This is a genomic window from Rubrobacter sp. M3-4 (genome assembly GCF_059772285.1).
On the sequence record NZ_JCBAJP010000004.1, the window covers coordinates 68,092 to 81,009 of the forward strand.

The following is a 12,918-nucleotide window of genomic DNA, read 5'->3' on the forward strand; positions in this document are numbered from 1 at the left end:
ACTCGGTGCGTAAGACCTGCCTCGCGAGAGAACGGAGGTCCCCACCATGAGATTCGAAGGTCTGCGCCATCCCCGTCCCGCGCTCGTCGCAGCAGCGCTGGTGGCGCTGCTGCTCGGCGTGGCCGCCGCGGGCTACGTGCTCCTCGACGAGGGTCCCGCGACCGCCCAGCCCACCACGGCCGGAAGTTCCGCTTCGAGCTCTTCCGGAGGTTCGGGGTCCGTGGCGAAGGTCGCGAGCGAGGTGGTCCCCTCCGTCGTACAGATCGACGTTGGCTTCTCTTCGCGGCCCAGATATGGAGCCCGGTTTGGGCAGGGTTCGAGCGGAAGCTCCTCCCAGGGCGAAGAGGGTATCGGAAGCGGTGTGATCTACCGCAGCGACGGCTACATCATCACCGCCGCCCACGTCGTGCAGAATGCGAGCTCGGTCAGGGTGATCTTCGCCGACGGCTCGACCGCCACCGCCAGCGTCGTGGGCACCGATCCCTACACCGACATCGCGGTCCTCAAGGTGAACCGCAACGGCCTCCCCGCGGCCACCTTCTCCAGCGACAGGAGGTTGCTCGTGGGTGAGAGGGCGATAGCCGTAGGCAGCCCCTCTGGCCTCCAGTCCACCGTCACCTCCGGCATCATAAGCGGCCTCAACCGCGACCTTCCAGCCGGGCTGACCGGCACGGGTTCCCAGGAGCCCTCGCTCACCAACCTGATCCAGACGGACGCCGCCATCTCCCCCGGCAACTCCGGCGGGGCGCTGGCCAACATCAAAGGCGAGGTGATAGGGATAAACGAGGCCTACCTGCCGCCGGGCCAGACAGGGGCCGAGAACATAGGCTTCGCCATCCCCTCCTACACCGCCATCTCCATCGCCGACCAGATAATCCAGAACGGCCGGGCCACCCATCCCTACCTGGGCGTCGCCCTGACCGACCTCACCCCCCAGATAGCGGGCCGCTTCGGCCTCCCGGTCGACTCCGGCGCGCTGGTCACGTATGTCCAGCGGGGCGGGCCCGCGGCCAGCGCCGGGATCAGGCGCGGGGACGTGATCGTCGGGATAGGCTCAAGGAAGGTGAGCGACTCGGGGGACCTCATCGCGGCGCTCGAGCGCTACCGGCCGGGGGAGAGCGTCACCCTGACGGTCGAGCGGAGCGGCGGCCGTAAGACCGTGGACGTCACGCTGGGACGCCTGAGCCGGAGCAGCACCCGGAGTTAGAGGAATCCCAAGGTGCGCTCGGACGGGCCACGGTTCGGGTACACTCTGGCGTATGTCTGGCAGGCCAGAAAAAAGATCCGGCCGCGGTTACCTCGGGGTCTGGGATCCGACCGGCGGCGAGGCGAGACGTGGGAGCGGGCTACCGATCGAGGGCGGAGCCGAGCAGGTCAACGTCCTCGTGCGGGCCGGGGGGCGGGTGTGGGGGGTGGATTCGGAGCGGCTCCCCGAGGCCTTGCAGGAGTCCGAGATGGTCTGGATAGACCTCGTGCGGCCCCGCGAGCGGGCGCGGGTTATCCTGGGTGAGGTCCTCCGTCTCAACCCGCTCACCGTCGAGGACTGTCTCTCCCCGCTGCGCATGCCCAAAGTCGACCTCTTCGACGGCGGGGCTTTCATAGCCGGATTCGCCGCCCGGGTGGAGGGAGGCGAGCCGGTTCGGCTGAGCGCGATGGAGGTGGACCTGGTCTTCGGTGAGAGATGGCTCGTCACCGTGCGCGATGGCCCTCTGGAAGAGGTGCGCTCGCGGATCGAAGAGAGGCTCGGATCACCTGCCGGCATTGGAGCGCCGGGGGCAGAGTTGGCCTATTGCGCGCTGGATACGCTCGTCGACGGGCACCTGCCGGTGCTCGTGCAGGCCGCGACGGCCGCCGAGAGGCTGGAGTCGGCGCTCGACCCTTCACACGAGCGTGCTTCGCTCGGGGCTCTGGAGAACCTTATCTCGATGAAGCGTGACCTGCAGGCGTTCCGCCGGCTCGCCGTGGCTCAGCAGGAGGTGATCCGGCGCCTCGGGAGGAGCTTTCGGGAGCAGCGCGACTACCTCTCGGACGTCTCGGACAACCAGCGCGAGGCGGTGGACATGGCCGATGCAACCCGCGACTACGTAGACGGTGCGATAGAGGCCTACAGGATGCGCCGCGACGAGCGCAGCGAGCTCGGCATCCGGCGCCTCACCGTGCTCGCCGCCCTGCTCGGCCCGCTGAGCGTCCTCGCCGGATGGTACGGGGTGAACTTCAAGTACCTCCCCGGCCAGGACAACCCCGCCGGGTTCTGGGTCTTCATCGCCGTGCAGCTCGTCTTCGTCCTCGTCTCCGCCCTCTACCTGCGCCGCCGGGGGTTGCTCTAAAGGGAGCCGCCCGCGCCGCCCTCCCTTCCGCTATACTCTCAGAGCTGTGTCCGGAGTACTGCTCATCCTGTTCGGGTACCTGCTCGGTTCGATCCCGACCGGCCTTCTGGTCGGGCTGGCCCGCGGCGTCGACGTACGCAAGGTGGGAAGCGGCAACATCGGTACCGCGAACGTCCTCAGGAGCGCGGGCAGGCTCGCCGCCTTCCTGACCCTGCTGGGCGACATGCTCAAAGGGCTCGTCCCGGTCCTCGTGGCGCGCGGTCTGAGCGATTCGGAGTGGGTCTGGGCGCTCACCGCCCTCGCCGCCATCGTGGGACACTGCTGGCCGGTCTTCCTCCGTTTCCGCGGAGGGAAGGGGGTCGCGACCGGGGCCGGGAGCGGCCTCGCGCTCGTCCCTCCTGTTGGTCTGGGGGTCTTCGTGCTGTGGTGGATCATCGCGTTCGCCTTCCGCTACACCTCGCTCGCCGCGATCGTCGTCTCGGTGGCGGCTCCGGTGGGGTACCTGATCACGGGTCAGCCCCTGCCGTACCTGGTCTACGCGTTCGTCGGGGCGGCGGTGGTGCTCTGGCGGCACCGGGAGAACGCCCGGGCCCTGCTGGAGGGGCGCGAGCGGAGGTTCGGGCAGAGGAGGAGAGATGGCTAGGCCGCTGCGTGAGCTCTACGCGGGGCGCTCGGTGCTTCTGACCGGTGCGACCGGCTTCGTGGGGACGGCCCTCTGCGAGAAGATCCTGCGCTCCCTGCCACAGATAGGCAGGCTATACGTGCTGGTGCGCCCGGCGCGCGAGAGGAGCGCCCGGGAGCGCTTCGAGCGTGAGGTGCTCGGTTCGGCGGCCTTCGGGAGGCTGCGCGAGCGGCTGGGGGATGGCTTCGAAGGGCTCGTCTCGCAGAAGGTGCGGGTGCTGGAGGGGGACGTGGGCGCCCCCGCGCTCGGCCTCGGAGAGCGTGAAGTCGAGGAGCTCTCCCGCGAGGTGGACGTCGTCATCCACTCGGCGGCCTCGGTCGTCTTCGACGCCCCGCTCGATGCCGCGCTGGCCTCGAACGTGCACGGGACGCTCGGTCTCTTGCGTCTGGCCCGCTCCTGGGAGAAGGAGCCGCTCTTCGTGCACGTCTCGACGGCGTACGTCGCCGGGATGACCGACGGGCTCGTGCCGGAGGAGTTGCCGGGGGAGATCTCTCCCTCCGGCGCCCGGATCGACGCCCGCCGCGAGGTCGAGGAGATAGAGCGTGTGATAGCCCGAACCGAGCGGGATTCCCGCGCTGCGAAGCTGCTGCGCGCCTTCGAGGAGGAGGCGCGCCAGAGCCTCGGGATGGTCGGCTCCGAGGAAGAGGTCTCGGAGAGGGTCGAGCAGCTCCGGCGGGCCTGGGTGCGCGACCGGCTCGTGGAGCGCGGCTCGGAGCGGGCGAAGGAGCTCGGCTGGCACGACGTCTACACCTACACCAAATCGCTCGCCGAGAGGCTGGTCCTGCTCGAAAGGGGGGATCTGCCGCTCGTCATCGTGCGCCCGGCGATCATCGAGAGCAGCCTCCGCGAGCCCTACCCCGGATGGATCCAGGGCTCCAAGATGGCGGACCCCCTGATCATGGCTTACGCCAAGGGTATCCTGCGCGAGTTCCCCGGTGACCCGGAGAGCATCGTGGATTTGGTGCCGGTGGACCAGGTGGTCTGCGCGATCCTCGCCGCCGCGGCGAGACGCCCCGCGGAGCCCGAGGTCTTCCAGGTCGCATCGAGCGAGCGCAACCCGCTGCGCTACCGCGAGATGCACGCCTACGTGAGGGAATACTTCCTCGAGAACCCGCTCAGAGACCCTAGCGGGCGGCCGATCCGGGTCCCCGAGTGGGACTTCCCGGGTAGAAGACGGGTCGAGGCGAAGCTGCGGGCCGAGCTTCTGGGGCTCGGGGTGGCCGGGTCGATCCTCTCCCGGCTGCCGGAGGGGCACATGGTCTCGGATCTGCGCACCCGGGCCTCGCGCGCCGAGAAACGGGCGAGGATGGTGCTCTACTACAGCAGGATCTACGGCGGCTACGCCACGATGTCCGCACGGTTCTCCACCCGCAACACCCGCGCGCTCCTCGACTCCCTCACCCCCGAGGACCGACGCGAGTTCTCCTTCGACATCGACGAGGTCGACTGGCGGCGCTGGATGCAGGAGGCGCACCTGCCCTCCCTGACCGCGAAGCCGGGGCGCCGGGCGAGGCGCCGCACCGCGCCGGAGAGGGACGGGGAGGTCGCCGCGATCTTCGACGTGGACGGCACGCTCGTGGGCTCCAACGTCGTCTCGTACTTCGCGCACCTCAAGCTGCGCAGTCTGCCTCCGGCCGCGCGACCGCTCTGGCTGGCTTCTTTCCTGCCCCGCATCCCTTACTACTGGGCGCTGGACAAGGTGAGCCGGGCACACTTCAACCGCGCCTTCTACCGCAACTACCGCGGCTGGAAACCGTCCGAAGCCCGCCGCCTCGGGCTGGAGAGCTTCGCCGGGTACACGTTGGAGAGGATCTACCCGGAGGCGCTCGAGTGCCTGCGCGAGCACCGTCGGGCCGGGCACCGCATCGTGCTCCTCTCCGGAGCCCTGGACTTCATCCTGGAGCCGCTCGAAGACCTCGCCGACGAGGTGCTCTGCGCCCGTCTGGTCGAGGAGGACGGGGTGTACACCGGCGAGATCTCCGGCGCGCCGGTCGCCGGGGAGGCCCGGGCGCGGATGCTCGCCTCCTTCGCCCGCAAGCGGAACCTGGACCTCTCCCGCTCCTACGCGTATGCGGATTCGATCTCGGATCTCCCGATGCTCGAGACGGTGGGCAACCCGGTCGCCGTGAACCCCGACCGCCGGCTCGCCGCGGTGGCGCAGGAGCGGGGCTGGGAGGTCCGCAACTGGGAGGTCCGCTGAGAGGTTGCGCGCCCTCGTCTACCACAAGTCCGCCCCGCGCTACCTGCTGGTGCGTGTTGCCGGGCGCATCGAGAGGATCGAGACCTCCCGCCTCTCACCGCTGAACCTCGAAGACGTCCCCGAACCCCCGCTCCCCGCGCCGGGGTGGGTGCGCGTGAAGCCCCGCCTCTCGGGTATCTGCGGCTCGGATCTCGCGACCCTCCTCTCGAAGAGCTCGCCCTACTTCTCCCCGCTGACTTCCCCGCCCTTCGTCCTCGGGCACGAGATCGTGGGAGAGGTGGCCGAAGACGCCTCCGGTTTCACCGCCGGAGAGCGCGTCGTCGTCGAGCCGGCGCTCGGCTGCGAGGTGCGCGGGATAGATCCCCCCTGCCGGATGTGCGCCGCCGGGGAGTACGCCCTCTGCACCAACGTGACCGGGGGAGACCTCGCCCCCGGCATCCAGACCGGCTTCTGCCGCGACACCGGGGGCGGGTGGTGCGAGGGGACGCTCGTCGCGCATCCCTCCCAGCTGCACCGCGTCCCGGAGGATCTGCCCGACGAGGCGGCGGTCTCCGTAGAGCCCCTGGCCTGCGCGGTGCACGCCGCACTCCGCGCAGAACCGGGAGAGACCGTCCTCGTCCTGGGAGCGGGGAGCGTCGGGCTGCTGGTCGTCGCCGCGCTGCGGCACCTCAGGCGGCCGGGTCGCATCGTCTGCGTCGCAAAGCATCCACGCCAGCGCGAGGAGGCGCTGCGCCTGGGGGCCGACGAGGTCGCATCTCCGGGCGAGCTCTACGGTGAGCTTCCCGCACGGCTCGGCGCGAGGGTCGAAAAACCCGAGCTCGGGAAGCCCGTCGTCCTCGGCGGCGCGGACCGAACCTTCGAGTGCGTCGGGGTTTCCGGGACCGTCGAGGACGCCATCAGGCTCACCCGCCCCGGTGGGGAGGTCGTCTTCGTCGGGATGCCGGGGGCCCGCAGCCGCCTGGATCTCACCCCGCTCTGGCACGGGGAGGTCGGTCTCGCCGGGAGCTACGCCTACGGCTACGAGGAGTACGGGGGAGAGCGGGTGAGGAGCTTCGCGCTCGCGCTGCGCCTCGCCCGGGAGATAGAGTTGCAGAGCCTGATCGGGCCGCTCTTCCGCCTTACGGACTACCGCGAGGCCGTAGCCGCCGCCCGATCCGCCGGCAGGAGGGGGTTCATCAAGGTCGCCTTCGATCTGCGGAGGCCCTAGCGCAGGAAATCCACGCGCTCTTTCCCTCCACCCCGGTAGAGCGTGGTGCGGGAGGGCTCGGTCTCGGCCACGATTCTGCCGTCCTTCACCACCCACAGGCGGGCGGGGTCGAGGCGCAGCGCGTCGAACGTGCCCGGGGCGTCGAGGACGACGAAGCTCGCTGGTTTGCCCTCCTCGATGCCGTATCTATCCTCCACCCCCAAAGTGCGGGCGGCGCGGTTCGTGACCAGCTCGAGCATCTCCCCGATCTCCTCCTCACCGCTCATCTGCAGGACGTGCAGCGCGAGGGAGGCGGCCCCGAGCATGTCGCCGCGGCCGAGCGGGTACCAGGGGTCCATGATCGAGTCGTGTCCCAAAGAGACGTTCACGCCCGCCTCGAGGAGCTCCTTCACCCGCGCCATCCCGCGCCGCTTCGGGTAGGTGTCGAAGCGGCCCTGCAGGACGGTGTTGTCGAAGGGGTTCGCGACGACGTTGATGCCAGATCTGGCGAGCAGCCGGATCAGCTTGAACGCGTAGGCGTCGTCGTAGGAGTGCATCGCGGTGCAGTGGCTCGCGGTGGCCCGGCTCCCGAAGCCGCCCTCGACGGCCTCCCACGCGAGGACCTCGGTGAAGCGGGAGTTCGGGTCGTCGGTCTCGTCGATGTGCAGGTCGAGGGGCCTCGCGTACTTCTTCGCGAGCTCCGAGGCGAGGTGGACGTCCCTCTCGCCGAGCGCGCGGGTCGGCTCGTGGTGGGGGATGCCGCCGACCACGTCCGCCCCGAGCCGCAGCGCCTCCTCCATGAGCGCAGGACCCCCGGGCGTGGCGTAGATCCCGTCCTGCGGGAAGGCGACGATCTGCAGCTCGACGAGGTCGCGCACCTCCTCGCGCAGCTCGACCAGAGCCCTGAGCGCGGTGAGCTCCGGGTCGCAGACGTCGACGTGGCTGCGGATGAAGAGCGTCCCCTGCGCCGCCTCCCACTTTATCGCCTCGAGCGCGCGGCCCTTTACATCTTCTTCGCTCAGGGTCTGCTTGCGTTCGCCCCAGATCTCGATCCCTTCGAGCAGCGTCCCGCTGCGGTTGAAGCGCGGCTCGCCGACGGTGAGCGCCGCGTCGAGGTGGACGTGGCTGTCTATGAAGGGAGGTGTCGTGAGGCGGCCCCTCGCGTCCAGCTCCCGCTCCGCGGCGATCTCCAGGTGCTCCCCGATCCTGCGGAACGTCCCGTCCAGTATCGCGAGGTCCACCAGACGTCCGTCCATGAGCCGGGCATTGCGGACGAGAAGGTCGGCCCGGATCATATCTGCTGCGGGATGCCGAGCTCTTCCAGCCACTTCTGGTAGGAGATCAGCGGGAGGTCGGCGGGTCGGATGTAGAGCATCATCCGCGAGCTGAGGGGCGGCAGGAGCCACGGCCGCTGGCTCTCGACGACGGGGCGGTCCTGCTCCTGGATCTCGTCCTGCAGCCGCTCGTAGTCCGGGTCGCGATCCACCCCCTTGTCGAAGGTGCGCGCCTGGTAGGAGAAGACGAGGGTCTCGTCCCACGAGATCGGGGAGGATGCCTGCCAGATTACGTAGGTGCCGGCGGCGCTCTCCTTGACGAGCCGGATGCTCGTCGGGGTGACGTGGTTGGTGTAGGTGACCTTCTCGAGCGCCGGCCGTCCCTCGCCGCTTGAGACGGTGTCGTTGGCGGGCTGGAGCATGGTGTAGGTGCACACCAGGCGGTCGCCCTCCCGCCAGACCTCGTGCTCGGGTGGTTCGGGGTGGGAGGGGTCGCCGAGGATGCCGGGGTGTACCCAGGGGAAGTGGGTGTCGTCGAGCGCGGCCATCACCACCCGCGGCGCGCTCGCCCGCCACGGGCCGTAGGTCCTCAAGGGACCTTTATGGAACTCTTCGTCCCCGTACTCGGGGAACGGCGGGATATCCTGTACCGGCTCGTCGGCCAGGCACACCCAGACGATCCCGTACGCCTCCCGGATGTGGAAGCGCCTCACCTTCGCCTCGCGCGGTATGGAGCGCCCTCGCCGGGCCGGGATGTCCACGCAGCGGCCGGTGCGGTCGTAGCTCCAGCCGTGGTAGCGGCAGCGCAGGTAACATCCCTCGACGACGTCCCCGATCGAGAGCGCCGCCCCGAGATGGCGGCACAGATCCTCGAACGCCACCGCCTCTCCTTCGAGGCGAGCGAGGACCAGCCGCCGGTCGAGCAGCCTCACGCCGAGCGGACCCTCGGCGAGGTCTGCGGTGCGGGCCACGGGATGCCAGAGGCCCGAGAGGGCCTCGCGGTAAGCTTCTGCTGCGTCGTCCGGTGCGCTCACGCTGTACGACATGATAGTGCAAATGGGTTCGGTGCGACAGCCCGGACGAGGGCAGGCGTGAAGTTTCGCCGCGGGGCCCGATCCGGTAGATGCCGGGTGGTGCGTCTTTGGCCCCCGGGCCGAAGAACGAAGCCGGGGTCTCTTCTATCTTGATGTACCCCGGATCACCCAGTGACTCGGGGAGAGCGATGGTTTAAACTGGGCCCGGACTGTCGTCCGCCGGAGGCGTCCCCCGGAATGGGGTTTGCGGCGGAGAGGTTGTGCATCGTACCGCTCCCTGTGGGACGGAACGTTTTTGGAGGAGCCGCATGTCAGAAGAAGTAGTAGAGATTCCAGAAGAAGAAGGGATCGAAACCCACGGCATCGAGCGCGTCTCGCCCAAGGCGCGGGTGCACGTCAGGATCCGGGACAACTTCACGATGTGGTTCTCGGCGAACCTGGTCCTCTCGACCGTGTCTCTCGGGGCTCTCGCGATACCGCTCTTCGGGCTCGGGTTCTGGGACAGCCTCGCGGTGATCATAATCTTCAACGCGCTTGGGGTGCTGCCGGTCGCGTTCTTCTCGACTTTGGGACCGAAGCTGGGCCTCAGGCAGATGACGATCTCGAGGTTCTCCTTCGGTTGGGTGGGTGCCGCGATCATGGCATGCTTCAACGTCGCCGCGTGCATCGGGTGGTCGGCGGTGAACGTCATCATCGGTGGGCAGCTCGTCGCCGCGGTCACGCACGACGCCGTCCCTCGCTGGGCGGGCATCCTGATCATTGCATTCCTCACCACGATGGTGAGCATCTACGGTTACCGCTACGTCCACCGCTACGAGCGGTACGCCTGGATCCCGATGGCGATAATCTTCCTGATCGTCACCGCCGTCGCCGCACCGCACTTCAGGATCGTCCCCACCCCCGCGCTGCATACCGCCGAGATAGCCTCGATGGTCTCCTTCGGAGGCGCGATCTACGGCTTCGCGACCGGCTGGAGCTCCTACGCCGCCGACTACAACGTCAACCAGCCGGAGGATACCCCCGCCCGGCGGGTCTTCACGATGACCTATCTGGGCATCTTCCTCGCCTGCATCCTGCTCGAGACGCTCGGTCTCTTCCTGACCACCGTTCCGGCCCTCAAGGGCAAGGAGGGCGGTGAACTCCTCGCCGGCGCGGTCGCCCCGCTCGGCGGCTTCGGCGACGTGCTCGTCGGGCTTCTGGCCCTGAGCGTCATCGCCAACAACATCCCCAACGATTACAGCCTCGGCCTCTCCACCCAGGTCATAAGCCGCTCGTTCCAGCGCGTTCCTCGCTGGGTGTGGACGCTCGCAGGCGCCGTCCTCTACGTCCTCATCGCCCTGCCCGCGGCGAAGAACTTCGGTTCGACGCTCGAGGGGTTCCTCCTGATCATCGCCTACTGGCTCGGCCCCTGGTCCATCGTGCTCATCATCGAGCACTTCGTCTTCCGCCGCGGCCGCTACAACGTCGAAGACTGGAATACCCGCTCGCGGCTGCCGCTCGGTTGGGCCGCGCTCTGCGCGATGGCCGTCGGACTCTTCGGCGCCTTCCTCGGCATGTCACAGGCGTACTTCGTCGGTCCGGTCGCAGACCTCGTCAACAAACCCTACGGCGTGGACGTCGGCTTCGAGCTCGGTATCGTCCTCGCCGCCGCCGTCTACCTCGTCCTGCGCCCCGTGGAGCTGCGTAGAACCGGTCGTTAGAAAGATGCCCGTTGCACCAGCCATCCACCTCTGCTAAAGTTATTTAGGAGTCCTAATTAAAGGGGGTGGCAAGTGGCGCAGGGAGGAATACCGGGTTATACCTACGGGGCGCAGGAGCTGGCGCGCTCCCCGGTGAGCCTGGAGGAGTTGGATCTTCTGCGGCAGACGGTGCTCTTCACGGAGGAGGACGAGCGTTATCTGCGGATGGCGGGGGATGTGCTCGAGGGCCGGCTCGACGACGTGTTGGATCTGTGGTACGGGTTCGTCGCCGACCATCCGCATCTGGTCTACTACTTCAGCGACCGCGAAGGGCGGCCCATAGGAGAGTATCTGGAGAGGGTCAGGGGGCGGTTCAAGCAATGGGTGCTGGACGTGTGCCGCAGGCCCTACGACCAGCAATGGCTCGACTACCAGCACGAGATAGCCCTCCGGCACACACGGGAGAAGAAGAACCGCACCGACGGGGTGGAGGCCCCCGGGGAGATCCCGCTGCGGTACATGATCTCCTTCATCTACCCCATAACCGCGACGGTCCGGCGGTTCCTGGAGGACGGGGGACATCCGGAGGAAGAGGTCGAGAAGATGCATCAGGCGTGGTTCAAGGCGGTCGTGTTGCACGTCACGCTCTGGAGCCAGCCGTACGCCAGGGAAGGGAGCTTCTGAGCGGGAATGAGATAGAGAGCAAGCTCGCCGACGCGCTGGAGCGCCTCTCGCAGGCTCTGGAGGCCTTGCTGCGCGAGGAGGCCGGGCGGCGGGGCCTGAGCCCGATACAGGCCCGCTTTCTCGTCTACCTCCTCCACCGGCCGGTCGAGCTGCGACGGGTCGGGGAGCTCGCTCGCGAGTTCGGACTCACCCCGGCGACCGTGAGCGGGGCGGTGGATGCCCTGCAGAGGAAGGGGCTGCTCGTGCGCGAGGAGTGGCCGGAGGATCGCCGCTACGTCACGCTGCGGCTCACCGGGGCCGGCCGGAGCATCGCCGGGGAGCTCTCCGGCTGGTCCGGGGCCGTACGGGAACCCCTCGGGGAGCTCGGCGGGGAGGAGAAGGAGGTTTTGCTCGGGGCGCTCTTGCGCCTCGTCGCCTCGCTGCAGCGGGAGGGGCTCGTGCGGGCCCGGATGTGCCTCAGCTGCCGTTTCTTCAGACCCGATGCACACCCCGGCCGGGAGAGGCCGCACCATTGCGCGCTGCTCGACGCCCCGCTCGCCGTGCGCGAGCTCCGGGTGGACTGTCCCGAGCATGAACCCGCCGGGTAGTGCCGGAGGGGTTTGCGCCGCCAGGGAGCTGGGGCTAAGCTCTTTCTGGTTCGTCGAGGCAGAGAGCGTCGTGGGAGGTCTTGCGGATGGCACGGACGAAGGACCGGGGGGAGATCCTCCGTGAGGTGCGCCGGGTCTCGGGCTCCGGAGGTCCGGATCAGGAGGTTTTGGAGGAGGTCGTGCGGGTGCTGCACGAATCGCACCCGCGCTGGGATTGGACCGGCATCTACCTGTTGAAAGGAGACGAGCTCGTGCTCGGGCCCTGCAGCGCCCCGGCCTCGCACGAGAGGATCGCCCTCGGCGAAGGCGTCTGCGGCACCGCCGTCGCCGAGGGCGAGAACCAGCTCGTCGACGACGTGCGCGAGGTCGAGAACTATCTGGCCTGCTCGCTGAGCACCCGCTCGGAGATCGTGGTTCTGATCCGCCACGAGGGACGCATCGTCGGCCAGTTCGACGTAGACAGCGACGAGGTCGGCGCCTTCGGTGAGGAGGACGAGACACTCCTCGAGGAGGCCGCCCGCATCGTCGCCCCGCGGGTCGCCGCGCTCGCCGCGAGCGCCGGATGACGGGTTACGCGGCCCGGGTCCTGAGCGTGAACCTCGGGCGCGTGGTCCGTCTGGAGGGGCGCCGAAAGAGCGTGCCGAGCGCGATCTTCAAGGCGCCCGCCCCCGGAGCGGTGTGGCTCGGGCGGGAGGGCTTCGCCGGAGACGAGCAGGCCGACCGCAAGAACCACGGCGGGCCCGAGAAGGCCGCGCTCGTCTACCCCATGGAGCACTACGTACGCTGGCGGGGGATGCTCGGCCGGGAGATCGGCCCCGCCGCCTTCGGCGAGAACCTCTCCACCCGGGGTATCACCGAGGAGGACGTCCACCTGGGGGACGTCTGCCGGCTCGGGGGTGCGGTGGTGCAGGTGAGCCAGCCGCGACGCCCCTGCTACAAGCCCGCCTGGCGCCACGGTGTCCGGAACATCGCCCTCCTCACCCAGCAGAGCGGGCTGACCGGCTTCTACCTGCGGGTCCTGGAGGAGGGAGAGGTGAGAGCCGGCGACGCACTCCTCCTGCTGGACCGTCCGCCGGGGACCGTGAGCGTGGGGGAGGCGAACAGGGTCATGCACCGGGGCCGGGACGATGCGGAGGGGATCGAAAACCTCCTGTCCTGCCGCTGGTTGCCGCCCTCCTGGCGGAGGGACCTCCGCCGCCGTCTCGCCGGGATGGAGGAGGACGCCGCGGAGAGGCTGGAGGGACCCATCTGAAACCCGGGGCCCT

General features: G+C 68.9%; 12 protein-coding genes. 10 read left to right on the plus strand and 2 right to left on the minus strand.

What is annotated here, in order from left to right; all coding sequences use genetic code 11:
- Positions 1-46 precede the first annotated feature (46 nt).
- Genes AC6EKW_RS05800 through AC6EKW_RS05820 form a run of 5 tightly spaced genes read left to right on the plus strand, consistent with a single transcriptional unit; the run spans position 47 to position 6,416 of the window.
- The gene (locus AC6EKW_RS05800) at positions 47-1,207 is read left to right on the plus strand and encodes a S1C family serine protease (RefSeq protein WP_273888397.1); all 1,161 of its coding nucleotides are present in this window, start codon (positions 47-49) and stop codon (positions 1,205-1,207) included.
- A 52-nt stretch (positions 1,208-1,259) separates the two neighbouring features.
- A complete protein-coding gene (locus AC6EKW_RS05805) occupies positions 1,260-2,327 on the plus strand; it encodes a magnesium transporter CorA family protein (RefSeq protein WP_498513898.1) in 1,068 nt (355 codons plus the stop codon).
- Positions 2,328-2,373: 46 nt separating this feature from the next.
- Positions 2,374-2,970: a glycerol-3-phosphate 1-O-acyltransferase PlsY gene (gene plsY, locus AC6EKW_RS05810; protein ID WP_273888400.1), complete on the plus strand. Its 597-nt coding sequence runs from the start codon at positions 2,374-2,376 to the stop codon at positions 2,968-2,970.
- Positions 2,963-5,209, plus strand: a complete 2,247-nt coding sequence (locus tag AC6EKW_RS05815) for an HAD-IB family hydrolase (protein ID WP_498513899.1) — start codon at positions 2,963-2,965, stop codon at positions 5,207-5,209. The genes plsY and AC6EKW_RS05815 overlap by 8 nt, the downstream gene beginning before the upstream one ends.
- A gap of 4 nt (positions 5,210-5,213) precedes the next feature.
- Entirely contained in the window at positions 5,214-6,416 is a 1,203-nt protein-coding gene (locus tag AC6EKW_RS05820; protein ID WP_498513900.1) for a zinc-dependent alcohol dehydrogenase, read from the plus strand.
- On the opposite strand, the gene AC6EKW_RS05825 is transcribed toward AC6EKW_RS05820, so the two are convergent.
- Together AC6EKW_RS05825 and AC6EKW_RS05830 are read right to left on the minus strand one after the other, a co-directional pair.
- Complete coding sequence (locus AC6EKW_RS05825; RefSeq protein ID WP_498513901.1) at positions 6,413-7,690, minus strand: cytosine deaminase; 1,278 nt, start codon at positions 7,688-7,690, stop codon at positions 6,413-6,415. The genes AC6EKW_RS05820 and AC6EKW_RS05825 overlap by 4 nt on opposite strands.
- The gene (locus AC6EKW_RS05830) at positions 7,687-8,703 is read right to left on the minus strand and encodes a Rieske 2Fe-2S domain-containing protein (RefSeq protein WP_498513902.1); all 1,017 of its coding nucleotides are present in this window, start codon (positions 8,701-8,703) and stop codon (positions 7,687-7,689) included. Before AC6EKW_RS05830 ends, AC6EKW_RS05825 begins: the two co-directional genes overlap by 4 nt.
- Before the next feature lie 308 nt (positions 8,704-9,011).
- Here AC6EKW_RS05830 and AC6EKW_RS05835 point away from each other — a divergent pair, with 308 nt between their 5' ends.
- From AC6EKW_RS05835 to AC6EKW_RS05855, 5 genes are all read left to right on the plus strand, one after another.
- On the plus strand, positions 9,012-10,403 hold the full coding sequence (locus tag AC6EKW_RS05835; RefSeq protein ID WP_273888405.1) for a cytosine permease: 1,392 nt from the start codon (positions 9,012-9,014) through the stop codon (positions 10,401-10,403).
- Positions 10,404-10,475: 72 nt separating this feature from the next.
- Complete coding sequence (locus AC6EKW_RS05840) at positions 10,476-11,066, plus strand: protoglobin domain-containing protein (RefSeq protein ID WP_498513903.1); 591 nt, start codon at positions 10,476-10,478, stop codon at positions 11,064-11,066.
- Positions 10,997-11,653, plus strand: coding sequence for a MarR family winged helix-turn-helix transcriptional regulator (locus tag AC6EKW_RS05845; protein ID WP_498513904.1), 657 nt, complete (start codon positions 10,997-10,999; stop codon positions 11,651-11,653). The genes AC6EKW_RS05840 and AC6EKW_RS05845 overlap by 70 nt, the downstream gene beginning before the upstream one ends.
- An 86-nt stretch (positions 11,654-11,739) precedes the next feature.
- Positions 11,740-12,219, plus strand: a complete 480-nt coding sequence (locus tag AC6EKW_RS05850; protein ID WP_273888408.1) for a GAF domain-containing protein — start codon at positions 11,740-11,742, stop codon at positions 12,217-12,219.
- Complete coding sequence (locus AC6EKW_RS05855; RefSeq protein ID WP_273888409.1) at positions 12,216-12,905, plus strand: MOSC domain-containing protein; 690 nt, start codon at positions 12,216-12,218, stop codon at positions 12,903-12,905. The genes AC6EKW_RS05850 and AC6EKW_RS05855 overlap by 4 nt, the downstream gene beginning before the upstream one ends.
- Positions 12,906-12,918: the final 13 nt, after the last annotated feature.